This is a genomic window from Nocardia fusca NBRC 14340 (genome assembly GCF_001618425.1).
GTDB classification, from domain to species: Bacteria; Actinomycetota; Actinomycetes; order Mycobacteriales; family Mycobacteriaceae; genus Nocardia; species Nocardia fusca.
The window spans coordinates 97,830-123,158 of the sequence record NZ_BDCU01000040.1 but is presented as its reverse complement, the minus strand read 5'-3'; the positions used below and the strand labels follow the sequence as shown (position 1 = coordinate 123,158).

General features: G+C 63.9%; 23 protein-coding genes and 2 pseudogenes. 20 read left to right on the top strand and 5 right to left on the bottom strand.

What is annotated here, in order from left to right; genetic code table 11:
* Positions 1-16: 16 nt before the first annotated feature.
* The 13 genes from NF4_RS25615 (at position 17) to NF4_RS25560 (ending at position 11,509) form a co-directional block, all read left to right on the top strand.
* Positions 17-199: a hypothetical protein gene (locus NF4_RS25615; protein ID WP_063129935.1), complete on the top strand. Its 183-nt coding sequence runs from the start codon at positions 17-19 to the stop codon at positions 197-199.
* Between the two features lie 82 nt (positions 200-281).
* Positions 282-431 carry a DUF6011 domain-containing protein gene (locus tag NF4_RS38800; protein ID WP_198165485.1) on the top strand — a complete coding sequence of 50 codons (150 nt, stop codon included), beginning with the start codon at positions 282-284 and terminating at the stop codon, positions 429-431.
* 685 nt (positions 432-1,116) lie between these two features.
* Complete coding sequence (locus NF4_RS25610) at positions 1,117-1,749, top strand: RNA polymerase sigma factor (protein WP_157120592.1); 633 nt, start codon at positions 1,117-1,119, stop codon at positions 1,747-1,749.
* On the top strand, positions 1,746-2,936 hold the full coding sequence (locus tag NF4_RS25605) for a GTP-binding protein (protein ID WP_063129933.1): 1,191 nt from the start codon (positions 1,746-1,748) through the stop codon (positions 2,934-2,936). Before NF4_RS25610 ends, NF4_RS25605 begins: the two co-directional genes overlap by 4 nt.
* Before the next feature lie 381 nt (positions 2,937-3,317).
* Positions 3,318-3,782 carry a hypothetical protein gene (locus NF4_RS25600; protein WP_063129932.1) on the top strand — a complete coding sequence of 155 codons (465 nt, stop codon included), beginning with the start codon at positions 3,318-3,320 and terminating at the stop codon, positions 3,780-3,782.
* 160 nt (positions 3,783-3,942) lie between these two features.
* Complete coding sequence (locus NF4_RS25595; protein ID WP_063129931.1) at positions 3,943-4,629, top strand: hypothetical protein; 687 nt, start codon at positions 3,943-3,945, stop codon at positions 4,627-4,629.
* A gap of 364 nt (positions 4,630-4,993) precedes the next feature.
* Positions 4,994-5,470, top strand: a complete 477-nt coding sequence (locus tag NF4_RS25590; protein ID WP_063129930.1) for a Het-E N-terminal domain-containing protein — start codon at positions 4,994-4,996, stop codon at positions 5,468-5,470.
* A 137-nt stretch (positions 5,471-5,607) separates the two neighbouring features.
* On the top strand, positions 5,608-6,126 hold the full coding sequence (locus NF4_RS25585; protein ID WP_063129929.1) for a hypothetical protein: 519 nt from the start codon (positions 5,608-5,610) through the stop codon (positions 6,124-6,126).
* Between the two features lie 341 nt (positions 6,127-6,467).
* Positions 6,468-6,800 carry a hypothetical protein gene (locus tag NF4_RS25580; protein WP_198165484.1) on the top strand — a complete coding sequence of 111 codons (333 nt, stop codon included), beginning with the start codon at positions 6,468-6,470 and terminating at the stop codon, positions 6,798-6,800.
* 570 nt (positions 6,801-7,370) lie between these two features.
* The gene (locus tag NF4_RS25575; RefSeq protein WP_063129928.1) at positions 7,371-7,916 is read left to right on the top strand and encodes an RNA polymerase sigma factor; all 546 of its coding nucleotides are present in this window, start codon (positions 7,371-7,373) and stop codon (positions 7,914-7,916) included.
* On the top strand, positions 7,916-8,887 hold the full coding sequence (locus tag NF4_RS25570) for a hypothetical protein (protein ID WP_063129927.1): 972 nt from the start codon (positions 7,916-7,918) through the stop codon (positions 8,885-8,887). Before NF4_RS25575 ends, NF4_RS25570 begins: the two co-directional genes overlap by 1 nt.
* 213 nt (positions 8,888-9,100) lie before the next feature.
* Positions 9,101-10,225: a TAF4-like domain-containing protein gene (locus NF4_RS25565; protein WP_157120591.1), complete on the top strand. Its 1,125-nt coding sequence runs from the start codon at positions 9,101-9,103 to the stop codon at positions 10,223-10,225.
* Positions 10,226-10,384: 159 nt separating this feature from the next.
* On the top strand, positions 10,385-11,509 hold the full coding sequence (locus NF4_RS25560) for a hypothetical protein (protein ID WP_063129925.1): 1,125 nt from the start codon (positions 10,385-10,387) through the stop codon (positions 11,507-11,509).
* On the opposite strand, the pseudogene NF4_RS36865 reads toward NF4_RS25560, so the two are convergent.
* Positions 11,426-12,216: pseudogene (locus tag NF4_RS36865) on the bottom strand (IS5 family transposase). The gene NF4_RS25560 and the pseudogene NF4_RS36865 sit on opposite strands and share 84 nt — an antisense overlap.
* 42 nt (positions 12,217-12,258) lie before the next feature.
* Positions 12,259-12,465 (bottom strand): annotated as a pseudogene (locus NF4_RS25550) (P-loop NTPase fold protein); the annotation flags it as partial.
* Between the two features lie 279 nt (positions 12,466-12,744).
* On the opposite strand from NF4_RS25550, the gene NF4_RS25545 reads away from it, so the two are divergent.
* A complete protein-coding gene (locus tag NF4_RS25545) occupies positions 12,745-13,380 on the top strand; it encodes a hypothetical protein (RefSeq protein ID WP_157120590.1) in 636 nt (211 codons plus the stop codon).
* Between the two features lie 251 nt (positions 13,381-13,631).
* Here the strand turns inward: NF4_RS25545 and NF4_RS25540 are convergent, their stop codons facing one another.
* Positions 13,632-13,820, bottom strand: coding sequence for a hypothetical protein (locus NF4_RS25540; RefSeq protein WP_063129922.1), 189 nt, complete (start codon positions 13,818-13,820; stop codon positions 13,632-13,634).
* Positions 13,821-14,060: 240 nt separating this feature from the next.
* Here NF4_RS25540 and NF4_RS25535 point away from each other — a divergent pair, with 240 nt between their 5' ends.
* Positions 14,061-14,843 carry a hypothetical protein gene (locus tag NF4_RS25535; RefSeq protein ID WP_063129921.1) on the top strand — a complete coding sequence of 261 codons (783 nt, stop codon included), beginning with the start codon at positions 14,061-14,063 and terminating at the stop codon, positions 14,841-14,843.
* A gap of 615 nt (positions 14,844-15,458) precedes the next feature.
* On the opposite strand, the gene NF4_RS38795 is transcribed toward NF4_RS25535, so the two are convergent.
* A complete protein-coding gene (locus NF4_RS38795) occupies positions 15,459-17,321 on the bottom strand; it encodes a Shedu immune nuclease family protein (RefSeq protein WP_198165482.1) in 1,863 nt (620 codons plus the stop codon).
* 717 nt (positions 17,322-18,038) lie between these two features.
* On the opposite strand from NF4_RS38795, the gene NF4_RS25520 reads away from it, so the two are divergent.
* A complete protein-coding gene (locus NF4_RS25520) occupies positions 18,039-18,281 on the top strand; it encodes a hypothetical protein (protein ID WP_063129918.1) in 243 nt (80 codons plus the stop codon).
* Between the two features lie 636 nt (positions 18,282-18,917).
* Here NF4_RS25520 and NF4_RS25515 read toward each other — a convergent pair.
* On the bottom strand, positions 18,918-19,718 hold the full coding sequence (locus tag NF4_RS25515) for an MmyB family transcriptional regulator (protein WP_198165481.1): 801 nt from the start codon (positions 19,716-19,718) through the stop codon (positions 18,918-18,920).
* Between the two features lie 963 nt (positions 19,719-20,681).
* Here NF4_RS25515 and NF4_RS25510 point away from each other — a divergent pair.
* The 4 genes from NF4_RS25510 to NF4_RS25495 all read left to right on the top strand — a co-directional run bounded on the left by NF4_RS25510 (position 20,682) and on the right by NF4_RS25495 (position 25,222).
* The gene (locus tag NF4_RS25510; protein ID WP_157120589.1) at positions 20,682-21,284 is read left to right on the top strand and encodes a hypothetical protein; all 603 of its coding nucleotides are present in this window, start codon (positions 20,682-20,684) and stop codon (positions 21,282-21,284) included.
* The gene (locus tag NF4_RS25505; protein WP_232330648.1) at positions 21,281-22,528 is read left to right on the top strand and encodes a cutinase family protein; all 1,248 of its coding nucleotides are present in this window, start codon (positions 21,281-21,283) and stop codon (positions 22,526-22,528) included. The genes NF4_RS25510 and NF4_RS25505 overlap by 4 nt, the downstream gene beginning before the upstream one ends.
* Positions 22,525-23,658: a lipase family protein gene (locus tag NF4_RS25500; RefSeq protein ID WP_063129915.1), complete on the top strand. Its 1,134-nt coding sequence runs from the start codon at positions 22,525-22,527 to the stop codon at positions 23,656-23,658. The genes NF4_RS25505 and NF4_RS25500 overlap by 4 nt, the downstream gene beginning before the upstream one ends.
* Positions 23,659-23,752: 94 nt before the next feature.
* Positions 23,753-25,222, top strand: a complete 1,470-nt coding sequence (locus NF4_RS25495) for a cutinase family protein (RefSeq protein WP_063129914.1) — start codon at positions 23,753-23,755, stop codon at positions 25,220-25,222.
* The last annotated feature ends 107 nt before the right edge of the window (positions 25,223-25,329 follow it).

Below are 25,329 nucleotides of genomic sequence, written 5' to 3'. Positions count from 1 at the left end.
TTTCGAGTATCCTCGGATGGTGATCGAAATCGGCGACAAGGTGCGCATCGGGGAGTCCGGGGCCTCGACCTTCGTGGTCCGCGATATCGACCACGAAGAGGCCCGCGCGACGATCGAACCCGACGACCCGCAAGCCGCTGGCGGGTATTCGTTTTCGATGCCGCTGGCTGCACTGGTTGCGGTTGAAGCGCAGGAATAGCGGCGTTAGCGCCATAGGCAGTGATGTCGGACCGGCGTGCGATCCTCACCGGAGTACCTGCCCCGGTCAGGAGGAGAAGACGATGGCCGAGAACTGCCGGCGCTGTCACGGCTGGCTGTTGTCTCCGCGTTCGATCGCCGAGGGGATCGGCCCTACCTGCGCGGTCCGCGAACGGGCCGAGCAACGCGCGGCCGCGGCGGACAAACTGACCCTGTTCGACATCGCGGCCTGAGACCGGCCGGGGCCGGGCTGTAACTCCCCAGGACCGCGAAACGCCGCCAAGCTATGGCAGCCGGCGGCGTTCGGTCGGGGTGTCGACGTCCCACAAGCGCCTCTCGGCGAGTGGTCGCTCGTAGCGACGAATGGGGTGCGGCCCGGGGCTGTCCGGACGTCGACACCGATGTTCAACGGCGGGCCCCTACCGGCTATTCCGCCTGCTGGGTGTGACCCCGACCGCTGTGTCCTGCGACTTACTTGATGATCTTGAGTTCACGGCCCGGCGGACCTCCTGGTGCTTCTCGTAGTCGTCGGCTGTTTCAGGGGGCCCGGTAGTAATCGAGGCCATGCATGTGGTTCGCCTTGCGCTCTGACCTGCCGATCCAAAGATTCTGTGGCCGGGAAACGATTACCTTGCATGATGATGTCCTCCTGGATACACCTACCGTGGTCGGGTCCGCTGTGGTTGTTCTCATCTCCGTCCTGGGGACTGCCGGGTTAGGCCTAGTCGGTTGTATTCGAGCAGGCCAGCAGCATCGTGATACGCGAATGATCTTGCGTGCTGCACCGGCGGGTAGCCGAGTGATCAGCATCAACAAGTGCAGATCTTCGATCGCAGCGCATGTGGTCGAAGTAGCAACCGTCGCAGCGGTAGACGCGAGCGCGCCGGCCGAGTTGATGCCGCAAGGGAGTCCCTGGAGATGACAGGAGCTTCCGATGACGGGTGTCTGTCGCAGCTCAGGGCTATCTATGTGCGCGAGTACCAGGGTCTTCGTTCTCACCTCAAGTTCGCGTTGGGCGGAAATACCTGTCTTGCTGAGGACCTCACCCACGAGGTCTTTCTGGAGCTGTGGCGCTTACACGGCGATGCCCTTGCTGGGATGTCGCATACTCACGTACGGGCGAAGCTGGTCATGACGGCGAACTCTCGCGTTATCGACTTCTACCGTAGGAGCAGCAGGGAGATCACGGTTCCCGATCCCGCACACGAGACCGTGCAGGCTGCAGCGAGAGCCCCGGTAGCGCCGGATCCCAGTGAGCGCGTGCTGGCCGTCGATGCGCTCGATAGATTCTGGCGGGTGCTTCGGGACGACCTGACGAATCGAGAGTTTCAGGCCGCGTATCTCAGCTGGGCGGTAGGGATGAGCGGTACAGAGGTCGCAGCCGCGCTGGGGACGACACGGACGGTCGCCTACCAACTCAGGGATGCGGCACGCAAAAAGATCGAGATGCTGGTCAACCGCGACCCGCACCACATCATCTTCAAGGACGACGGCGACCTGGCCGCGAGCGTCTCTTCGATGGGGGCCCACACCGGAGGACACAAGTCATGAGCAATGACAGGGAGATCCACGATCGAGCCGAGTCGGTCACTGCCAGCCAAGTGTTCGGGGAGCTGTACGCCTATCTCGTCGATACCGACGACGGCGGTGACGTAGAAGCAGGCTGGGCGCGACTGCGACATGCGATTGACGGTAGGGAACCTTCGACCGAGGGATTGAGTGAATCGCGCGGCGCCCTGCCTGCGACTGAACTCGTCGCGAGTTCTGAAAACGTCACCTCCGCCCGTAACAACGAATCCGCGATCCAGCCGAGACAGCTTGATTATCTCGACGGCGCTACCGTGCACGCCGCCAGTCATGTCGGGACGACGGCCACGATGCCGGCCCCGTACCGGGCATTACGGCAAAGCTGCGCCCAGCCGCGGCGGATCAGCGCTATCGCGGCTGAGCTGGGGTGGTCGTTGCCGGACCTGCGGGAACTGGTGAGCGATATGGCTGACCTGGGGTTGGTGACCGTGTGTCTGCGTGCCGGGTGCCTGTGTGGCCTGCCTTGGACAGAGCCGATAAGCGCCCGTGGCCACGGCTCGCTGGTCGATGGTTTTCCTGTCTGCGGGCGACCGGCGAAGGATGCTAGGACCTCAGCCGCGATCGTCATCGCTGGCGGCTGCGGGACCGGTAAGACCACTCTGATTACCTCGTTGTCGGAGCAGATGCAGTACGCCGAATTGGCAGACATCACCCCGACCGCTGATGCCCCCACTGGGTCTTCGTCGATGGATTCACTCCGCGGCCGGGTCGAACTCGGCCGCATCACCTTGGCCACGGACCTAGATCTCTATCTGCTCGCAGCGCCAGACCATTGCATGCAGCATCGGATGTACGACGAGTGGGTGCAGGGTGCCATTGGCGCGCTCGTGCTGGTCGATCCCCGGCGCCCCGAGGACAGCTCCGCCGCGATCGACTACTTCCAATCACTCGGCTGCCCGTTTGTGGTGGCGATCCGCCAGCTCCACTGGGCAGAAACCCACCTCGTAGAGACCATCCGCGAAGCCCTCCGGCTCGGGAGGGAGGTACCGGTCCTCACTCTGGTCACCCGAGAACCGTACTCGGGCAGGCAAGCCTTGGTCCGCCTCACCGAGCATGCGATCCAGCGGGTCCTAGCCGAAGAACCTGCAGACGAAGATGACACCGCACAAACACAGGCCCGTGTGCTCGTATCCCTGCAGGGAGCCATCTGAAAGGTCAAAGCCCGATGCCGCGGCCGCGGTGAGGCCCGTGGTCGTGGCTCGGGCTGTGGCGGTCGATCCACCGGTCGTCGCGGGGGGCGAGCCCGGGATCGGGCCTGGGCTCGTGCTTCGTGGGCCAGGTTGCCAATCACGTCGTCGATATCCCAGTCGGTGCCGGGGCCCCAGGCTTCGGGCGGGCGGGACAGCGCGTTGCGGCACGTCGTGCCGGCGGACTGAGTCGCGGCGCACGAAGGGATGTGGGCTGGTAGGTCTCGCTCCCTTCCTCGTCCAGTGCCCCAAGCATGGGTTTCCCGGCGCTCGGTATTACGGTACGTCGCCATGGCCTGTCGTAAGCCGACTGTTCCGGAGCGCGCGCAGCTCGCCCGCGCCGCAGTGGAGTACATCGCGCACTACATCGAACGCGAACCCGATCAAGGGCCCTACGATCTGGCGTACCGCGGGCTCGGCAAGATCGAGTGGCTACACGCGCAGAGTCGGGACGGGATCGCTGCCTATGCCGACAAGTGCTGGACCGCTGGCGAGGAACCGTATGCCGGAATGACCGAGGCGGATTTGGAGGACGCCGAACGCGGCCGGCAGGCGCAAGCGCAGCACAACCACAGCGTCGCCGCCCAGCACAACCGGCAACTCGAAAGCGCCATCGACGCACGCGACCACACCAGCATGCGCTGCACCGGCGCCACCAAGTCCGGCCGGCCATGCGGCATCGCTGCGCTTCCCGGTCGCAACCTGTGTCACATCCACGCGCCGGAGATGCAGTGCGGTGTGAGGAAACCGAACGGTCAACGCTGCGCGATCGCAACCGGAGGCCGGGGGCCGTGTGCCACTCATCGGTGATAACACCTCTCTCCCAGGTCCTGACCAGCGTGGAGCGGGAAGTCAGGGTCTGGCGCTACCACGTGTCGCAGCTACTACAGAGTTAAATCGACAAATCTAGTTCAGCGCTGTCACCTGCGTGCATACAGTTCGATCGGATACGGTCGAGCGGAGAAGGACGATGAACGAGGAATCTGTACTGGGCCGGGCGGCTGCCTGGTCGCGCAGGAACAGAGTGTGGTTCTGGACCGGGGGTGTGATCGTCGTCGTGTCGGCGGTGATTGGAGTAGGCACGAGACTCACGATGGACCGCACTCAAAATGCAGACTGGTTCGCGGGTATCGGCCAGTGGGTGGGTGGGGCAGGGAGCGTGATAGCAGCAGTCGTCGCACTATGGATCGCGACATCTGATCGCCGCCGGGCCGAGCAGGTACGAGCCGAGGAACATGACGAGCGCGCAGCCGATCTGGCTCGCGAAGCTGGTCTTGTGAAGATCGAATCTGCGGAGCTAGCGCCCGCGGTTCAAGTCATGCCCGGTCAATCGCGGGCCGGCTTCTCGGTGCGAAATCGACGGAACGTTCGCCTGTTCGATATCGAGATAGTTCGGGTCGTCTATGAGGGCAACGAGGTCACTGACATGGAGTTCGATGATCAGTACGGGCTCTGGGATACTGTGAACGAGCGCAAAGAATCTGGCTTCATTGACTACATGTCAACTCTCGTGCTAAAGCCGGACTCCGTTCTCACCGTGTATCCGAAGGATTGGAAAGCGGTCCCAGCCGACTACGCAGCTGCGCGGTATACGGACGAGTCGGGTGTGCGATGGGAAGTCGACACGAACGGTGGTCTGGCCCGAAAGGTGGAGTGACCGAGAGGCTCGACCAGAACAGCAGCGGGAAGACACCTGGCGTACCCGGCAGGCTGCCGGCATATGTCCCACCGAATTCCGACCGACGCCAACATCCGCCGCTGGGTGACGTCACAGATGGCCGATAGAACCGCAATCGAGGGATGAGCGAGCACGCCGCCGCTTTCCGGGATCTGGCCCACCCCCCCGGCATGCTCCGGCCCCAGCCTGGTTCAGGAGCTGAGGAAGCGGCGAAGAACGCCCGGTCATGGACATCATCGGGCAAATGTAAACGTATTCGTTTCATCTGCGTTCGGAGAGCTACATTAGGCGCGCGACCGCTGATCAAGCTGTCGTTTGCGTTCTTTCTAGAGGAGGTCGATAGATGGATCCGGTGACGTTGATCGTCGCGGCAGTAGCGACTGGCGCGGCGGCAGGGGTAGGGGATCTGGTCAAGCAAGCGGTCGTCGACTCGTATAACGGTGTGCGGAGGATGATCTCCGACCGCTACGAGGTCATCGAAGCCGAAGTAGTAGGTGTGGCTTCCGAACCGGAGGAGCCGCTGCGTCGCCAGCTGCTGGCCAAGAAGCTCACCACGGTCGGTGCCGGCGAGGACGAGGAGCTGGTGGCGGCCGCGCAGGAGCTGCTGCGCCTGGTCGCCGAACAGGCCCCGCAAGCCGCCGAAATCGTGGGTGTGCGACTGGAGCGGGTCGACGCGGCCGGGGATATCGAAGTCACTGACGTGGCCGTGCAGGGCGGTATCGGAGTGCAGGCCACCGACGTCGCCACGGGCGGATCCATGAAGATCAGCGGGGTACGGGCGGTTCAGGAGCCGCCCCACCCTCATCAGGCGCGGCGGTAACCGGCATACCTGCCGCCGCGCAGAGTTTCTTCACCGCGCACACCAGCGGTTCGAATATCGGTGGAAACCTCACCATCAACTACCGGGATGACTCCTCCGGCAGTAACGCCAGCCGAGTCCGTGCCGTCACCACTTCAGTGGAGGCGTTTCCGCTCGACGAGAACCTGTGGATCATCAAAGTCCATAACGGCACCACCGGCCCGATCACCGATCTCGCCGTGGACGCCTACGTGGTTGACGCACACGGTAACCGCACTGATGACGAGTGCGTCCCCGCGAAAGATCGCATATCGATCGCGGAGATCTTCCAGAAGATACTGACGCAGGCTATGCCCGGCGTCGTCGGGGCGATCACTCAGCGGGCGAGCCTGTCGCCGATGGCAGGCATGCTGCCCCCAGGATCGTTGGAGGCGCTGCAGGGCTACGCCGGCGGGCTACCACCGCAGATGGCCTCGACGATTTCGCCTCAAATGAACCAGTACCAGGCGATGATGATGACCGCCGCTTTCCCGGCGGTTTTGGCCGGGAACCAGCCTGCCCAGGTGGTCTTCCTCACCACAGGGGAGGGACAGGTTCAAGCCGACATCAGGTTCGCTGACGAGGACGGCAACTACTGGATTCGCCCCTTCGGGCAACTCCCCCGCCCAGCCGAATAGGTCCCCTGCCTCTCAAGTACGGCACACAGGGTGTGCGACGCTGAAACGCGAGAACCGGCCAGGTACGCACTGGCCGGTTCTCGTTTCGTTCGGGTATATCAGGCGTTCAGCTCCCAGAACCAGGGGGCTTCTTCGTGCCGGAGCGCATCCCGCGGCCGCCCACTATCCACCAGGATGTCGTCGACCCGGCGGCTCAGACCACTGATCCCGTTCGGTCGGGTACCCGTAAGCGCTTCGGACCCGTCGTTCGCCCCTGAACGGCACGCCGAGGAAAACCCGCTCGCGGCACGAATCGATCCCGCACTGGGGCCGCTGCTTATGGCGCTGCCCTGTGAGCTGATATGGGCAACGAGACTTGGACTGATGAGGCCAACCGGTCCCTCAGTCCGGTGCTGGGCCTGCCGACGTTGGCCGTGCTGGATTGGCCGGACGCGCACGACGATCACATCGACGAATGGTTCGGGCTGCACTGGAAGACACGTGCCCTGGTCGAGCGGGCTGCGGGCCGACCGTTCATCTGGATCGACGACGAGATCGGCGACGGCGATCGGGAATGGGTTACCGAGCAGCATCCCGGTCGAGCCCTCCTTCATCGCGTCGACCCGCGAGTAGGTCTACGGCCGCATGATCTCGACACCGTCACCGAATGGCTCACGTCCATCGGAATACGGTGAGGGCTACTACCGAGGGCGAGAGATCTCGACAGGTACGCGCATGGCGGTACGCTCCTGTGCCCCCGCGTCGCCGTCGGTCCCGGCATCGCCGGCCGCATCAAGACGGCGATCGCGACGCGGGTGCCGGCGAAGTGTTCACCAATGGGAGTTTCTTGGACGTAATCGACGGGTAGTCATCGGTGACCAGCGATGATGATGAGGTCGAGTGTTCAAGAACGCATCTTGTTTTACGACACCTGTGGGTCTCTCGCCACGGCGATCTCAACAATTTGCCGAAATGAGTTCACGCTCTGCTTCTCCGGCGCCACTCAGTAGTGACAGTTCGGGATCCAGACGGGAAGGGCGCATGACCTTGATCGACGCCGCAGTGGTTACGACCCTCGGTATCCAGTTGCTCACGCTGGGCGGGCTCTGGTTACGCCTACGGTGGCAAGCGAAACACCAAAAAGGACACCGCAGCTACATTGAATCCCTGGCACGCATCCTTCCGGCGGGGAGTCGTATCGATGATCTGCACGACGCTGGTAGGCGTACCCATCTGATGATCGGCCCAGCCACGGAAGCACACCCATGAGCGACGAACAGCCAGCCGGAGATGCCAGCCCCGCTCTCTCCCATGGGCTACGGGGATATCGCGCGACGGAGATCGCCACCTTCAGCGAGTTCTACCGGCATTTCACTCCGAAGATCGTCGCGTTCCTGCTAACTCAAGGCGCCACGCTCGCCGATGCCACGGAGGTGACGCAGTTCGCCATGCTTGAGGCGTGGCAAAACTGGGACGACATCAGAAGTCCTCAAGCTTGGGTGCGGACAGTGGCCGGCCGGGCGCTCGTGCGCCGATTCGCAAGCTTGGAGACCCCGGTCTTGGAGTTCGGCGAACGCACCGCACTTGTACCGGATGACCTTCAGATATCTGCCTGGGAACGACGGTACGACCTTCTGCGGATCCTCAAGGAGCTGCCCTCGCGTCAGCGGCAGGTGATGTCCTGGACGCTCGCTGAGTACACGCCCACTGAGATTGCCGCGATCCTGCAAATCACTCCGGAAGCCGTCCGCTCCAACCTCCGAAAAGCTCGCCGGAGCATCGCGATGAGCCTGAAGTTGAGTGAGGAATAATGAGCCATCTCATCCACCCCACTGACCGCCGGCTGCGCGGTCAGCAGGAGCAGTTAGAGACTGATCTTGCTGTGGCACTCGACCTTGAAGCTGGGTTGCGGGAGGTACTTACCCTCGCCCACCACGACGATCTCGTGGAGGATCTCAGTCGCACACTCGACCTCGATGCCGGGCTGCTGCAAATTGTCCCCGAGGCCCGACCCGTTGCTACAGAGTCCTTCCTGGTGACGGACTTGGGCACTTCGGCTACCTTCGTCCGTTCTGGAAGAGCAGACGAGGCCTTACTCGTTCATCCGGGCGTAGAGAGGGAGATCCTTAAACGCTTGTCTCTCCGGGACCGGTGGGAACTCCGCAACGGGATGCTCCGTAACGGGCTTCAGCGCGCCCTCATGGCAGCACGCATCTTGGCGGCTGACGTAGCAGAAGAGGGCGCGGTCCCGACATACTGCCCGGTCCCGGCTGGATACGCCTCGTGGCCTGACTGGTTCAAGGACAACTGCGATGTTTTCGAGATGGTTGCGGCCTCTGCCGGTGATGGTCTCTACGCTGGAATCGACTACCTCTACTCCATCGCAGGCCAGGTACCGAAAGAGGACCATTCCACATTGGAACTCCAGTGGGATCGCCGGGCAGCGCGGGCAACGACCATCGCTGCCCGCGCAAGGGATATGAAGCACGACGCACCCCGTCAGGCTCTCTTTCGCACGTTCACCATCACTCATCACGCAGTGCTGCTGAACATGACTGAATTGGCGGAAGAGCTTGCTACCACCATCCACGGCCTGAACGATTTCGTCGGAGAAGACCTGCGTGCCGCAGGCTTGGAGAAAGACCATCTCGACGGACTGCGATGGTCCGCCCGGACGAAATGGCCGGAAGACTGGAAGGACGAAATCGACCGAGACTCCGTACCCATCGGAGACGGAATCTTCGAAGTACGCCCAGGAAACACCCGTATCGCCCTCGCGTAAACCGGCTACGGGGAGTCCCCGGCGCACCATAGATAGCTCGATGGAACGCATCCCCTTTGCGCGGCCCGGGCAAAGGGGATGCGTTTGTGTCTCAATTCCTTGGTAACGAGGCGTACGCTGCGACGAAGTAACTCTCCGAAAGGTCGCGCGGCCGCAGCTCGAAAGCGGCAGCTTGCAAGCGCCTTGACTGTGTGCGATCGGAGAGGGTGGTTCATGGGTAAAAGGGGCGACAAGAAGCGGGCGAAGCAGCGAGCCAAACAGCAGGCTCAGTCCCAGCGCCACCGTGCAAGTAATCCAGCTCCGGTTCAAAGACCATTGGCCGGCCCGCGGCGCGAGCGCCCGGCCCCTGGCAGCTCCATCAACCGCACGTCCAAATGGAGGGGCCCGGTCGACCCGGAGAGTCCTGAGGGGCCCCTGACCCCTCGAAAGCTGTCCGAGTCCGAATACCTGACGGTCGAGTGGCCTGCGCCGGACGATGCGCCTGAAAACGCGCCCTCGATCCAGTTCGCGCTGAAGATAACCGAACGGAACGTGAACCTCACCCGCAGTACGGTCGGGTTCAAGATGACCCCTGTCGAGGACACAATCCATCCCCGTTTGTTGAGCTTCGACCCCCCGTTGCAGCAGTACGGTCGGGAAGGGGCCAAGGGCTTCCTTCACCACTGGGAAAAGCTGGATTACGTTTTCGGCCTGCCTGACCCGTACGCATTCCCGCGCATCCCACTACAAGGAGACGATCGGACAAGCGTCGAGCGGTACATCACGATGAGTCGCCGACTCGCAGGGTTCAGCATCATCAACGACGATACGAAAATGTCAGTGGGGCGGCACTCTGGGACGGACGAATGGTACGTTCGCGTGCTCGGTTTCCCGGCCGACGAGAGTTTCCTGGGTGCATCCGCCGCCTTCCGGCAGTTGCACAACGACGGCGAGGCGGCTTCCTTCCCTATCGCTCAAAGTGCACTGTTCAAGGCGATCGGTGGTCTGTCCGAGGCGCAGCAGTCGGCTATCCGGGAGGTGGTGCCGCTGTGGCGTGCGGCGCGCGGCAAGCTGATGAACCACACCCTCCAGACGCTTACCGCACTCAAGGCGAGCAATGCCACGCTCGACGACCCCGTGAGCTACGGCAATATAAAACCTGACGAGTTGATTCGGACTTTCAACTACGGAGACTCACTGCACTTTGGCGATGGAAGGGCTCAGCTGGACGACCTGCTGGCGGACCCCTTCCACGAGGCGTATTACAAGTACGGTGCTCTGATCTCGATAGTGGGTCTGAGTCACCTCTACTTCGGTTTCGCCGTGCTGCTCGCAAGCGCTTTGGGCGATGGGTCCTGACGCCTGGAGTCGGCCCAAATCCTGTGGCTGTCAGGAAGTGTCCCGAGGGAGGAGCGCGTTGTCGCCGCTCCCCGTCAGAATGGCAGCCCGGGAACATCCACGAGAAAAGTCACGCTAAGCAACTTTCGGCTAGGCGACCGCGCTCAGATCCGGTTCCTAGTGGACTATCTGGGCGAGCACACAGAAGAAGATGGACCTGCTCGCCACTCCGCCCTCGTCGACCCGGGTGAGGAGGCCCGCGGCCGGATCCCGAGCCTGCTCGCCGAGTTCGCCGCCCGCCGGATCGACCCGGCCCGGATGACCGGGGAGATCTCGGTGATGACGCCGGAAGATCAGCACACCGTCCGGGAGATCGGGCGCGTGATCGTCGCTGGCCACAACCCCGACCTGCGGGTCTGGCCCGGCTACGCCAACCGCGACGAGATCCTCGACGAACTCAAGACCTACGCCAGCATCACCGGCCGCCAGGAGTGGACAGCGCGGGAACTGCTCGGCTCACCGAACAGAGAAGAGAGTATGGCGCGGATCGGTGTTCACGACGAGATCGCCGCCGACCTGCCGCGTCTGGCCGCGACCCGCGCCAAGCTGCAGGCGATCGCGACCGGCACCGAACCCAACGGGCTGGCACCGATCGAACGCGTCCACCTGGCCGCTGTCCTCGCCGATATCGACACAGGACGAGTCCTGCACCGTAAAGACGTCCCCGAGCTGATGTGGGCCGACGAACGCTCCCGAAGCGCCGTCGACTCGGACTGGCAGATCCACTGCGGGGTCAGGCTCGCCTCCCGCACCGAGAACCGGATCTGGGAACTCGCGCAGGCCAGCAGTCCGGTGGAGAGGAAAACCGATCAGGAGTACGACCGCGGGGCCGCCGCCCAGAACGTGGCACTCGCCCTCTACAACGTCGCCAGCGGATTTGGCCTGGACAACCGCGAGCAGACCCGCCGCGACCACCGCGACTACTACCGCAAGACCGTGAATGAACTCGACAAAGTGCTCAGCCGCCAGGGTGTTGCACCGACCGTGAAGGAGGCCATCCACGCCGAGATCCACGAAGCCGCACGCCAGGCGGGCAGCATCGGCCGCGAGGCCGACGACCGCGACCGGCAGTGGGTCGCCCGGACCTACACCATGGTCACCGCCCGCGACGACGCCCAGGCCCAACGCCGAGCCGCCGAAGCATCCTGCGGAACCGGCCGATCACGCAGCATGCGAACCAACCACGCCGCCCGGCAGCACCAGTGCTTGGTGGATATCGGCGCGCCGTTCGTAGCGGGTCCGTAAGCGTTTGAAGGCGTGCAACCATGCGAAGCCTCGCTCGACCGGCCACCGGAGCTTCCCCAATCCGGAGCCGTGGCCGGTGCTGCGGCGGGCGATGACGGGGGTGATGCCGCGGGCTCGGAGTAGGCGGCGGTATTTGTCGTGGTCGTAGCCGCGGTCGGCATACAGATGACGAGGTCGGCGCCAGGGACGACCACGTCGACCCCTGATCACGGGCAGGGCATCGACGAGTGGGACGAACTGGGTGACGTCGTTGCGATTGCCGCCTGTCAGCGTGACCGCCAAGGGCGTCCCGGCGGCGTCGGTGATCAGGTGATGCTTGGAACCGGCCCGGCCGCGGTCGACCGGGCTCGGGCCGACATCGTCCCCCCTTTGAGGGCCCGCAGGTGTGAGGCATCGACCAGCACCCGTGACAGTTCGAGCCGTCCGGCTGCGCGGAGTTCGTTCAACACGTTTTCATGCAGTTGCTGCCACACTCCGGCCTGCGATCATTCGCTCAACCGGCGCCAGCAGGTCGCCCCCGAGACACCGAACAACCCGGTCGGCAGTTGGTTCCACCCGATACCTGTGCGGGCCACGTACAGAATGCCTTCCAACGCGGCTCGGTCATCGGATCGATGGCGACCGGGGTAGCGGAAGCGTCTTTCCTGCAACGGAATCAACGATTCCAGCCTTGACCAAAGCTCGTCGGTCACCACCTCATCACCCACGCTGAGATTGTCGAATACGCTGCGGCGCAGTGCAAGACGCCCTCAAAGTTCATTCTGAACTGATCTCTTAGTCGCTTCTTTTGGAAGGGCGGACGCGATTGCGGTGTAGAACTCGATGATGAGGGAATCGACATCCGATGCTGCCCATGGGGTGAAGTGCGCAACTGTCCAGCCATGAGCGTCCGTCTCGACATCGGCTGAGATGTTCTTGAGCGCTTCCTCGATCATCCTCAGCATCGAGGTCTTCCCGCTGCCCCATGCCCGGCGAGGCCGAACACGATACTGGGTCCGGTTCCTGTTCTCACGATGCGCTGCGCGATCCGGTTCGCGAACACAGCAACCGCTAGGCGATCGTCGACCATGGAATCGATCGCTGCATCGCTGCCGTTGTCAGGCACAGACCGCTCGGAGCTCATAGGCCCAGGATCGTACTGGCGACGGCTGCAAGGCATCTAGGCCGGAGCCGGAAGGGTGCGGTGAAGACGTGCTGGTTGCGAACGTGTAGCTGATCAAGGAGTGCCGGTCGCGGTGAAGCGCCACCGAAATTCTGATGCCGATCACCACCAGCTTCGCCACACTGGTTCGGTGGGATTTGCCGATGATCCGGAGGGATATAAGCGGGCACTCGAAGCCAAGCTGCGGCCAGAGAGCATCCGTTTCGCCTTGATGTTCGCCAGCCTGCTGCAGATGATCCATGAGCGGCTGAAACTGGTCGTGCTTGACGAGGTTCGAGAATTCTACAGTGTGGGCTTCGATGAATCCGGCCGCAGCATCGTCAACGAGGACGCCTACCGGCGCAAAGTGCTGGATCTGGCACCGAAGAACAAGTTTCGGGCCTCGCTGCTCTGGCTGGTCGAGTCCGAAGCCATCACCATGGCGCAGGCGGCTCGGCTGGACGATATCTACGTCCATCGGCACGCGGTCACCCATGAACTCATCAAGTACATCGTCGATCCGGCCGAGCGGCTCGATACCGATCTGTTTGTCGAGGCAGTGGAGATCTTGAAGGCCATCAAGCGGTTTTGGGCTGGCATCATGGTATCCACGACGATCGATAACCCAGCGGAAGTCGATCTCGATGAGGTTTTCACGCTCGATATGATGGTGCTGCAGCGCTGCGTGGACGCGGTGATCAAGGGGACGCGGGAACACGCCAGTGAGTAACGGCGACGGACCGACGCGCACGTCCGCGCATGCCTCCGCATCCATGCGGTCATGCCCAGCAGTTCCGAGGAGAAACCCTCTGACCTGAACCGCCCATACCGGAAGTCCCGCACACCCGATCCGGCCCTAGAGATGGGCCGGACCGATATGTGCTCGGGTAAACGGCCTTTGGCGGGCCAGCACAAACTCGCCTTGTTAGAGTCGTTCGACAGACTACGTCGGGCACGGGCCGGGAGCGGGCGGGCAGGTCGCTAGTGGTCGAGGATTTTGTGCAGTAGGCCGACAACCGCCAGCGCGACGCCGACTCCCACGCCCGCCTCGGTGATCACCCCGATGGCCGTTCCGCTCGCGCCTGCGGTTGCGAGGATCACGAACCAGCGCAACGGCAACCGCTCGGGATCGGGCTGCGAACCGGACTGGTTCACGGTGCTGGATGTCATGCGACGACGCCTTTCGCTCTCTGTTGTCCACCAGATCGGGACGGCCGCTGATGGCCGTCCGCTGGTTTCCAGCCTCGTGCCCGCAATAGGTCGTCGTCTACGCTCAGAGATACATCACTATGTCAGGGGGTTATCATTTCGGAAGACGCCAAGGCGAGGGCCCTGCTCAGCGTTCCGCCTTTCGACGGCCCTGGCACGGGCGGCGCTGTCATCACCGACGCCGACGGGACCGAACGTGTCGTGGTCACCTACGACGATGTGCCGGGGCCTTGGAAATACACGGCTGAAGGTCGCCTCGTGAACGGATCATCGATGATCACAGAACTGCTGGTGAGCCAGCGTGATCCGTCCGCACCTGTGGCGATCACCCAGACCGAACTGCGTCGCGTACAGCTGCGCCTGATCCTCGACCGTGTCAAACGCGCCTTGAAAACCGAAGGCGGGAATCGCGTCTCGCAGTTGCTCGGCGATGCCCGAACCCGTATGCCAAAGTCCGGGCGGTCGTGGCACGCACAGCATTACATGCAGGTCGCCTGGTGGTATATCGAAGCAGAAGCCGACGGTCGCGCCGCCCGTAAAGCGGTAGCAGAGCACTGGGGAGTCTCACCCGTCACGGCGAGTCGCTGGCTGAAGGAGGCGCGCAAACGCGGCTACCTTGCGCCCTACGCTGTGGGAAACAACGAGCGCAGTGACGAGGACCTGTGGTCGAGACAGCGGTTCGCCACGTCCACCGTCGAGATGTCGGTGGTCCGCGCCTTCCTCGATCGGACGGTGGCCGACGCGGTGAAGGACTCGCCGGAGACCGCACTGCCCACGGTCTTGGACGCGCTGCTCACACTGGGGGGAGAAGCGATCTCACGAGCCACGCGAACCGAGAACGCCAAGGACGAACTCGGTCTCCAAGCTTTTTTCGACTATCTATTCGCGTTGGCAGAGCAGGCCGAGACTGACACACTGCGCGCGAGCGCTATAGCGCTGGTGGATGCTCTGACCGCCGATGACCCACCCGAAGAACAGCCATAACATCCCGCAGCCGGCACCGGATGTCCGACGGACGTCAGTCGGCACCGGAGGTGGTGAGACCCGCTCCCGCTGTGCGCGGGTCCTTCACCGCCTCCGGTCGTCCGGTACCTACTCCGCGGTCGGGTGCGGCAGCGGGTGTGGTGATGTGACCCCTCTGCTTCGGTCCGAGGCAGCGGTTTCTCGTGACCCCTCACGGCAGTGGACGAATCCAGTACGGCCGACCGCCTGGCCCGACACCTCCGTCAACAAGGGAAGCCTGAACGTTCGGATCAGGAAACCCGACGGGTTTATAGACCTCGGCCAGGAAATACCGCGGCGAGTCCGCTGCTGCCGAACCATTGGCCCAGTCAGGTCACGTGACCGAAACTGTCCCCTGTCCTGTAGCACCCCCGAGCGCGATAGTGGGGCCGAGGTGATGGCGCATGTACCCCGGACTCACCCAGGCGATTCACCTTGCCGAAATAACAAACATGGTAGAAGACGGGCAGGCGCCGGGCAGATGCCCGACCGGGCCCACAGCGCCCGACGCAGTGGTAACAGCAGTTCCGCGCTGTGCACCGCGCTGTGGGACGCAACCGCTATTGGCAGTCGCCAGCGTGCGGCGAGAAGGGCGGGTCATGGCTGAACTGACCACTCGGCTCGAGCTAGTAGCTCGTCGAAGGTGACTACTTCGGGGTCCTTGAGCTTGCTGCGCAGCAGCTCGAATGACCGGATTTTGCCTCTGTGGTGTCCTCCGTCTGGGCCAAGGAACTGATCGAGTTGTCCGATGATCAAGTAGGAGCGGGGATTCAGCAGGTAGGTGTAGTCGCCCGCGATCTCCGTGCCATCGGTGGCTGTGCTGTGCAGTCGCTCGCCGATATCGTCCACCGCGAGGTGGACGGTGCCTTGCACTTGGGCAATGCCTTCGGACAAATGGGTGGACGATGACCAACATCCGGAACGGGGTTCGCGACCGAGGAGGGGTGTCTTGGGGGTCTTTATCTCAGCGAACACCAACGACTTGACCAGGCCGGACGTTCGTAGGAGCGCGTCGGTTCTTTTGCCTGCTCTGGTGATTGATGCACCGGTGACCACTTGCTCCAGTTTCTCACTGTTCCAGCGGGTCAGCAATTGTCCGGCCAGCGCCACACCGAAGATCCAAGGATTGTCTTCGAAGAAGCGTTGCCAGACATGTTCTTCCCCTCGGCCGCCGGATTCTGCGAGTTCCTTGCTGAAGTAGCCTTCGTCTTTCAGCAAACGTCGGAATCGATCGAGTTGCCGCTTCCGGTGGGCTATCGCCACCAGGTCGCGCGCCGACTCGTCGGCGGCGATCAACTGTCGGAATCGCTGGGGGTCGGCTCTGTACAGTGCAAGAAATGACTCCTCATCATTAGTGAAACCGGTCGCGGCATAACCGATCGGAGGCGCTTTTTTTGGGCTGCAACGTGCAGCGTCGACATACCTGGTCGCCGTGAGCGTCAGATATACACGGGGCGCTGTGTCGAACGGTTGCGATTCGCCCGAGAAACATCGTATGCCGTGAAGCTGGCGCAGCCGAAAGACAGGCACAGATCGGCTTTCTAGCATCGTCCGCCCCTGCCTACGGCGAGTTCGCCCGTTATACGATGAACTTCTCACTCTTTGTGCACCTGCGGCTGCCACGCATTCGACCGGATTAGACTGGTCCACGGCAAATTCGCCAATATACAGGCATTCGTTGCCCTGGGCCTCGAACACATGAAGGGGGATCCCTCTGTGGATATGGTTAACGAGTACTATATTTTCTGCCGCGGTGTCGTGCCAGAATCCTGTGGTGGCCGATTTACCAGGAACCAAGAGGATTCCGTCAGCCCATCGTGGCGCAAGGTCTGGCGTACACGTTGCTCGGTCTACGAAAAGGAACACGTTCGGCGTTCGGGCACAGACAGCGACTGCCCCCGACGTTCCTCCGTACACACTCTGTAGCTCGGAGCGATGAACAACGGTGCCTGGACCGATATTCAGCGTCAGTGGCCACGCAGAGGGTGGGGTCGTTTCCTCAGCTAGTTGCTCAATAGTCTGCCATTCGTCATCGGCGACTTCCAGAGCCTCGATTTGGTGGCGGTGTCGACGGGCCGCGGATCGCGCCTGCTGGACGAGTCCGGAGAGCGAGGCTTCGCGCAGTTTGTCGTCCACGAGCGGTTTGGTGAGCAGCAGGGTATCGAAGTCGATCGTGATGACCGACCTTGTCGGTTCGTGCTCTGATTCGTTTCTCGCCCGCTCATCGGAGCGCACAAAAGCTGAACGTGCCAGCTCGTCGAACGGTTCGACCGCAGGATCAGACGTCGTAATGCGGCCGATCGCAACAATCCCGCTTCCGATACCCCTTGGCCCTACTCGCCACAGGACAACGGCGTCACCGACTCCAGCGGCAAGAGGCGCGATGAAGGACCTCTTGTCTCTCCATGTGGTGGCTGGCAAGGACGTCTCGGGCGACAGGGCGCGGTTGTCGGCGATCATGAGCCACCGTTTGGTCATCGCTCACACACGATTCGGATCGCAGGTGTGAACTGACCCCTGGGCGCGCGATCGTCACCGAGCCCACACCTGGATCCACGGTCAGCTAGTATGACGCTCAGGTCAAGGCAACAGGTATGAAATTTATTGCATTGCACCGTATCTCCCTAAGAGTTAGCTGGACGCGTCCGACTCGGCAGTCTCTACCATGCCCGAAGGCACCGACAGAAGTACCGGTATGAAGGGTTCAGGGATGTTCGGTGAGGCGGATGATGTTGAGGCGGTTGTCAATCCCGCCGGGTAGCGAAGGCCCGGGTGTATTCCTGCCGCTGATTGGCGGCGATGATGAGGCTGCTGCTGGCTGACCGGCTACGGTAGCTGCCGCTGCGGAGGCCACCCCGTGGGGTGCGGGTCATCAGCGAACCGGACCCGTTTTAAACTGGCTGCCGTCCCGGCGCTCCACGAGGGGCCAGCGCCATTCGTGGGTCTTGGGGTCATCGTGTACGAAGGTGCGATCCTGGCCGGTCCCGGAGGGCCGGCGCCACGCCGCCGAGAAAGCGTCTCGTCGAGGGTGATGACCGAGTTGCGATCCTCGCTGGTCCCGGAGGACCGGCGCCACCCGCGTGGTCCACAACGCCGCGCAGCTCACCACGATGGTTGCGATCCTCGCCGGTCCCGGAGGACCGGCGCATTGCTTTTCTTCCCGCGGCACCGGCGTTCATGAGCGTTATCGACCACGCCTGGTGCCTCACGGAGGACGGCCACGTCGCCGACCCGGCACTGGAAGACGGTCAAGCAGAGGGATACTTCGGCGTCCCGGTGACCGACGATTTTCGCCGCCAGCAGAGAATGCTTCGGGGCACCGACGCCTTGTTCACCGCAGACCCGACCAACCCGATTGCCGGCTATGCCACCCACATCCTCCGACACGGCATCCCACCGACAGCGCTCACCTTTTCTTAACAGGATCGTCAGTCATACGCATCGAGTGACGACCGCGGGTGTTCAGGTGTCTATCCAGACACCTATTTCGCTCTCTTTCGTGACCTGCGATTTCGCCTCTGCGGGAGCGGATCAAAGCCCAGTGACACCCGGTCCGCCGGTTACGCCGTGCGACCACCTCCTTGCCCCGTTTGACCAGCGCATGTGAGCGAGAAGCTTCCGTATTTTTGCGCGAGATCGGTTGCGAGATTCTGCCGAAGCATCGGAGCTCGGAGTGCAGTGGTGGAACGAAAAAGCCACCGGCAGAGGCATGCTGGTGGGAATTGTGCTGGATAGTCGCGAGAGCGGAATCGGGTGCGTGGGCATTCGCTTTCGCGCCGTGCCAGTTGACGTTACCCGCCTGTGAGTTTACGGAGGTAGCAGTCGTGCGCTACATGTCCGCGTGAATGCTCCAGTGCATGTGGAGGGTAGACCATTCGGCGCCCTATCCGCGCGTCCGTGATGTGACCCTGACAACACCTGGTCGTCGGCTCAGGGCTTTGTCCGGTGCGGAGGCGCGCTTGGGACCGGCCATCACGTGCTCGGCGGGTCCGAGATTCGGCCGTAGGTGGCCTGTTCGCCCGAGCTCGCCCGCCGTGTCGCATTGTCCTGTGGTGTCTAGGACGCTGCGGCGGGCGGGTGAGGCAGGCGAGAGAGATAGTCAGTCGGGCCGCAGTAGGCCCGGGGGACGGCGGTGATCAGAAGAATGCTGTGGTTCTCGGTGACTGCCGATGTGCCGAGAGTCAGGGATGCGGGCTGGTTGGTATCGGGGTTGTACCAGTGCAGCGGATCGGTGGTTTCGCGGCTGTAACTCACATCCGTGCTGCGGTGCCAGATGTCGTTGAACGTCGCGTGCTTGGTGATCTTAGCGATCAGCGTGTGGGCTTGTTCGGTGTCGCGGTAGCGCGCAAGCGCAGGCCGGAGCGAGGCGACAGCGCGGTGGGCTTCCCGTGGCCAATCGATGACGGTCTCCTGGCCGACGTTGCTGAAGATCCATAACGGTATCGAGCCGGCTTCGTGAAGGCCAGGGAGTCCGGAGCGGAAGATGTGGTTGGTGGCGAGGATCTGCTGGAGAGGGTCGACGAAGGCGGCCAGGACACCTCGGCGTTCGAGTTCTTCGAGATGCTGGACGAGTCGCTTGTTCTCGAAGATGCGGCGTCGTGAGTGCGAGGTTGGCTCCAGGCACTGGGATGGTGCGCGCAGGTCGTGCAGGTACTGGGCTTGAGCTCGGTTGAGGGCGTATCCGGTGACGAGTTGTTCGACCATCTCCGGGCTCGGGATACGTTCGCCCTTCTCTATCTGTGAGAGGTAGGACGGGCTGATGCTGTGGCGGCGGTACGCGGTAGCTCGCGAGATCTCGAGATTGCGGCGGAACGACCACACTGCGCCGGCTAGGTCTGGAATTCGTGCGCGTGGCACGGGTCCAGACTCGGCTGCGGGTCGTTTCGTGGCACTCATGATCGAGGCCCCCCTTTCTTGGCTTTGATATGCAACGTCCAGGTGTTGTGAACCCCACCCCTGAGTAGACGCTTCAATGAGTACCACAGCCAGTATGGGCGAGCAACCGTGTTCCGAAGCTGCCGAGCAGTCTGTTCGAAAGTGTCGTGACCCGATCTATGTGTCGGGTTCGTTGCCAGATTCTTCTGGCGTATAGAACTGCTCTGCTTATGGGTTAACGCTTGCTGCGCAAAAGTGAGTGGATAGCCGCTGGTTAGCTAGGTTTTCGGGTTATTGGGCTCGTGGCGTTAACGAAATCTAGGTGTGCTCCAGGGCTTCCATGTGGGCGCGTTTCAGGGTTTGGATGGGTTTGTCAGTTCGACATGAGAAAGGATTTCGATGGACCCGTACATCATTCTGAGCTGGGTGGACACCGGCTTGTCGGTACTGTCACATGGACTCAGTGTGGCTTCGCAGCTTGCCGGCATCATTCTATCCTTCGTCTGACCAAAGGCCGATCCTCTACCCCTTTCCTGGAGTTATTACCTTCAGGGAAGGGTGGAGTCGGATCGCCTAATTCTCTCCGATCCTTATTCTTGTAAACCCAGTGTGAAGGGTAGTTTCTGCATGCCTGTAGAGGTAAGCGAAGAGTTTTCCGGAGTCGCGAGATACTGCAAAGATTCACATGCCACCCATCGTTGCCTGGGCAAACGCGATAACGCCGGAAAAGAACCACTAGGTAAACAGCTATTACTGGCTGGGACAGCGGTGGCTCTTATTTGTGTCACCGGAGTCGGCACTGCCGCGGCAGCTTCGCCGATCGCCGATCAACCAGGTGTGACCAACCCGGCGCAGCCCGGCACGAGTACACCGCTCCCACCGCCAGATCCTCCGGCACCCGCCCCAGCGCCCGAAGCGCCGGTGTATTACGCGCAGCCTCCGGAGGTGCGAAACGACGCGGCGACACGACCGGCGCCCTCGGTGGAGGAACCGGTGGAGCCGGTCCGGATCGAGCAGCTTCATTTGCCCGCTCCCGTGCCGCCGGTGGCACCGGTGGCGCCGCCGCCGGACACGATCCGGGTCGGGCAGTGGCAAACCCCGAACCCGCCCTGGATACCGCCGGAAGTCCGCGACATCATCAACGGAGCGGCGGCGACAGCTGAGGCTCACGTGGCGACCGCGCTGGATTCGGTTGGCATACCCGCGGGCCGCTCGGACCGGGTCAGCGGCGCCACCCTCGCCGGCGCCGGGATCGGTGGCGCGGCTGGAGCCGCTGTTGCAGGTGTGCCCGCGGCCGCCGCGGGTGCCGTGGTCGGGGGATTGATCGGCGGCACGATCGGCGGCATCGCCGGGGCAGCCCTGGGCACGGTAGTAGCGGTGCCGGTGGTCGGGACCGTCACCTCCGGCGTCGCGGGAACTGCGATCGGTGCCGCAGCCGGTGCCGCAGCAGGATCAGCGATCGCGGGCCTTCCGCTCGCAGTCGCGGGTGCGGTCGCCGGCGGGACAATCGGCGCCGGATTCGGTGCCGGAGTGGGAGTGGGACAGTGAACGCCGCCGCGAAGGCCCGCCGCCGCGCTGCCGGCGCCGCGCTCGGTGCCGGTCTGTCTCTGGCAGCCTCGCTCACCCTGGCCCGCCCCGCCGCAGCCACACCCCCGAGCCTCGGCTGCCCGGGGCTGCACGTCTTCGGAGTACAGGGCACCGGACAGTCTTCACCGACCGCCGATCCCACCGCAGACACTGGTGTGATCGGTGCGCTGCTATCCCCGGTGATGGCCGCTGTCCCAGGCCTGGCGACCCGCAGCTACATCCCCTACAGCGCAGGGTTCGGCGGCGTGGTCCCCGGCGGCGGCCCCGCCCCGTACACCGTGTCGGTGGCCGAGGCCCGCCACAGCCTCGTCGCTGCGGTGACCCAGCTCGCCCTGGACTGCCCGAACACCTTGATCGCCGGGGTCGGGTATTCCCAGGGAGCTCAGGCCATGTCCTGGCTCGCCCGCGATATCGGGGCAGGGGCTGGACCGGTGTCGGCGGAGCGTATCGCCGGTATCGCTCTGTACGCGAACCCCGATCGCGCGCCCGCGGCCCCTGTTATCCCAGGCCGGCCCGGGCAAGCGGTCCCGGACCCAGCACCAGGAACTGACGGGGCGGCGGTCGCCAGGGTGCAGGTCGCGTCAGGTGTGGTCTCTGGGTCCGGGATCGCCGAGCGCGATACCGAGTATGGGGCGCTGACGGGACGGGTCGCCGATATCTGCGTAGAGGGCGACCTGGCGTGCTCGGCGCCAGGACAGGCTGCGTTGCTCCGGTGGGGCGCCGAAATCGCCGCCCAGGCCGACCTACGCGACCCAGTAGCAGCAGTGAATTCGTTGCATGCGCTCTTCGCTGCAGCCTTCGGCGATGCCTGGACAACGGTTCTGCTCCACGACTTCCAAGTCGGCCCCGGCCGCGCAGACTACCTGCCCGGCATGTCACTGGCGCAACGCCTCATCGACGCGGCCGACCCCCGACTGCTAGGCCCGACGCCCAGCGACCATGCCGCCGCGGCGACGCGCTGGAACGAGATCACCGCCGCGGTGGCCGCGAATCCACTGGCGGTGCTGCCGGCACTGGCGGGTCAGCTCGGCGGGGCATGGAACCAGCTGGTCGCCGAGAACGCTGACCTGCTGAACCCCGCGGTCTGGGCCCGCTATGCGGGCACGGTCGCCGCTCACACCGACTACGCGGCGACCGGGCGGCTGGCGTCGGGCACCGCGTGGCTGATCGCACTGGCTCACGACATCGCGGGAGCACACTCATGACCGACCACCCGATCAACGACGACTTCTTCGCTGCCGAGAAGCTCGGCTTCGAACCCCGGCCCGGCGTGATGCTGCGCCGACGTCCGATCATCGTGCCGGACATCAGCGGTGTGAGCTCTGCGTGGCAGATCGTGTACGCCAGTCGCACTGGATTCGGTGCACCGATTCCCGCCTCGGCCACCGTCCTCGTTCCTGATCCCGGCTCGAGTCAGACGGGTTGTCGGATTCTGCTGTACTGCCCAGAATTTCACGGACTGGGCGGCGGTTGCGCTCCGTCACGGCAGTTGGGTTTCGGCAGCGAGCCCGAAGCACCGCGGATTGAGGCCGCGGTGGCCCGCGGCTGGATCGTCGCCATCGCCGATGGTCTCGGTCTTGGGATGAACGGTCTCGGACCACATCTCTGGCCGTCGGGGAGCGCCGCCGCGCACGCTGGCCTCGATGCGGCCAGGGCCACCGTCGAACTCCTGAACCTCGAAGAAGGGGCAGGTTGTGTGGTCTGGGGGTACGGCGACGGCGGTCGCGCCGCCTTGTGGACGGCCGAACTGCAACCGCGCTACGCCCCCGATATCGACCTGCGCGGAGTGGTGGCAGGGGCAGCGTTCAGCGACCTGCGCCAACTCGCGCAGGGCCTGGACGGGACACCTTGTGCCGGACTGATATTGGCGGCCATGGCCGGTTCGATACGTGCCTACTCCCATCTCCCGCTTCGCCACATCCTCACGGAGGAAGGCCACCTCGTCGTCGGGCTGGCCGGTGAGCTCGATCTGGTGTCCCTGCTCGAGCGGGGCCGGGGGCCTGTGGGGCAATGGTGCGAACGGCCCGACCCGTGGAACGACCCCCTGTGGGGCTACGTCATGACCAACGAGCGCACCAGCGGCGAAATCCCGCGGGTGCCGGTGCATCTCTACCACGGCACCGACGACCCCGTCATCCCCACCGCGATGGGTCGCGCCGTCGCCGAGCACTACCGTAGCCGCGGTATCGAGGTCAGCTGGCAGGACTATCCCGCCCACCACTCCGCCACCGCCGACGCAGCTACCGGAGACGCGCTGGACCGAGCGGCGGAATTCCTTGCCCGACCCACCCTGGAGCCACCGCCGCTTCCTCTGGACAGCGGATCGGCTGCCTGAACCCCGGTTTCTACCGCTGAACCGTCGAAAGGTGAAAGACCCCATGTGCGGACACGATCGGATCTGGTTCCGAGTCGCGTCGTCGCGTACAAGCATGTTCGTGGCGGTTACCGTGATCTCGGTGATGGCTACCGCCGTCGGTGTAGCAGCAGCGGTCCCGAGCACCGTCCCAGCAACACCGGACGGTGGCGCCTGCCCGCAGTTGTTCGTGATCGGGGTCCAGGGGGCCGAAGAATCCAGTCCCGGCGCAGCAGCAAATAGTGATACGGGGGCGCTCGGCCAGGTATTCGGGCCGCTCAAGGCTGCGGCCGGCGACTCGGTGGCGCGGACCTACGTCCCGTTTCCGGAGACCAACCCCGAGGACGCTGCGGGGTATGACGCTGCGGTCACGGATACGGCGCAGCAGGTGGAGACTTACACTGCGGACCTTGTCCAGCGCTGCCCGGAGACCCGGATCGCCGCCGCCGGGTACGCCCAAGGCGCCTCCGCCGTCGCCGCCTTCGCCAGCAACGTCGGCGCAGGACGATCAGATGTGCCCGCTGATCGCGTCGCCGGTATCGCTCTGCTGGCCAACCCTTCCCGTGCCGTGGGCACACCGACGATCCCGGGACGCCCCCACAGCGCAACACCCGCAGCGGCCCCAGGAACCCACGGTCAGCACACCACCGCAGTCACCTTCGGCAATACCAGGGTGACCGGCGGCGGAATCGTCGCGGCGGCACAGGCACCGGACTTCGGAGCATTGACCGGGCGCGTGGCCGATCTCTGCGTCCCGGGGGACGCCACCTGCGACACCACGCCCGGTGGGCCACTGGCGACCACAGTCGCTCACCTCACCGCCCGCACCGATCACCGTGACCCGGTCGCCGCGATCTCCACGCTCGCCGCCGCCCTGGCCGGAACCGCATTCACCACCGGCGTGGAGGTGATCAACAACGACCTCACCGGCAACAGCCTCGACCAACTCGCCTACAACCCCACAAAGAGCCTGGGCGAGCGACTCGCGGAAGTCTCCGCACCAGGCGCTGTACCCCCCGGTCCGGACCAGGCACTGGCCGCTCTGTTCAAACTCGGCACCATCGGTCTCGGCACCATCGTTACGGTCGCCCGCACAGTCTTCACACCCGCGGCCGTGGCTGAACTAGCCGCCATCGGCCTGGCCAACCCCGCCGCGACGGTTGCGGTTCTGGGTACGAAAGTCGCCGCTGCAGTGGTCGAGTTGATCACTCCCCAAACTGCGCTCGGATGGGTCAACGATGCCTTCGACGCGGTCACAAGCCTGGTCACCGACCCAGCAGACCTTTACGCGGTCGCCGGCTCCGCCAGCTACAGCTCGACTATCGGGCGGCACGGCTCCTACCGCACCAACACCACTTCACCCGGTATGCCGTCAGCATTTGCCGCGGTGGCGGGCTGGTTCACCGCGGTAGACCGTGACCTCACCGCTCCCGAGAGCACCTCACAACCCGAACCGCCCCTGCCGCAACCGGAGCCAACAGCCACCGGGCCGGCTGTCAGTGAGACCGGCTCCACACCGCCACCGCTGCGCGACGGAGTCCCATGAACCCCTTCGAGCGGACGCCGGATCAGCCGACGTCCCCCAAAACCAGTCGGCCGGCTGGCGATTCCCCAGGGAGCGTCCGCTCGGAGGGCCCACCCACCCAGGCACGC

Excerpts from the sequence above, each read along its gene's own strand:
- NF4_RS25615 (WP_063129935.1), top strand. The coding sequence starts at position 17 with ATGGTGATCGAAATCGGCGACAAGGTGCGCATCGGGGAGTCCGGGGCC.
- NF4_RS38800 (WP_198165485.1), top strand. The coding sequence starts at position 282 with ATGGCCGAGAACTGCCGGCGCTGTCACGGCTGGCTGTTGTCTCCGCGT.
- NF4_RS25610 (WP_157120592.1), top strand. The coding sequence starts at position 1,117 with ATGACAGGAGCTTCCGATGACGGGTGTCTGTCGCAGCTCAGGGCTATC.
- NF4_RS25605 (WP_063129933.1), top strand. The coding sequence starts at position 1,746 with ATGAGCAATGACAGGGAGATCCACGATCGAGCCGAGTCGGTCACTGCC.
- NF4_RS25595 (WP_063129931.1), top strand. The coding sequence starts at position 3,943 with ATGAACGAGGAATCTGTACTGGGCCGGGCGGCTGCCTGGTCGCGCAGG.
- NF4_RS25590 (WP_063129930.1), top strand. The coding sequence starts at position 4,994 with ATGGATCCGGTGACGTTGATCGTCGCGGCAGTAGCGACTGGCGCGGCG.
- NF4_RS25580 (WP_198165484.1), top strand. The coding sequence starts at position 6,468 with ATGGGCAACGAGACTTGGACTGATGAGGCCAACCGGTCCCTCAGTCCG.
- NF4_RS25575 (WP_063129928.1), top strand. The coding sequence starts at position 7,371 with ATGAGCGACGAACAGCCAGCCGGAGATGCCAGCCCCGCTCTCTCCCAT.
- NF4_RS25570 (WP_063129927.1), top strand. The coding sequence starts at position 7,916 with ATGAGCCATCTCATCCACCCCACTGACCGCCGGCTGCGCGGTCAGCAG.
- NF4_RS25565 (WP_157120591.1), top strand. The coding sequence starts at position 9,101 with ATGGGTAAAAGGGGCGACAAGAAGCGGGCGAAGCAGCGAGCCAAACAG.
- NF4_RS25540 (WP_063129922.1), bottom strand. The coding sequence starts at position 13,820 with ATGACATCCAGCACCGTGAACCAGTCCGGTTCGCAGCCCGATCCCGAG.
- NF4_RS38795 (WP_198165482.1), bottom strand. The coding sequence starts at position 17,321 with ATGATCGCCGACAACCGCGCCCTGTCGCCCGAGACGTCCTTGCCAGCC.
- NF4_RS25520 (WP_063129918.1), top strand. The coding sequence starts at position 18,039 with ATGAGCGTTATCGACCACGCCTGGTGCCTCACGGAGGACGGCCACGTC.
- NF4_RS25500 (WP_063129915.1), top strand. The coding sequence starts at position 22,525 with ATGACCGACCACCCGATCAACGACGACTTCTTCGCTGCCGAGAAGCTC.
- NF4_RS25495 (WP_063129914.1), top strand. The coding sequence starts at position 23,753 with ATGTTCGTGGCGGTTACCGTGATCTCGGTGATGGCTACCGCCGTCGGT.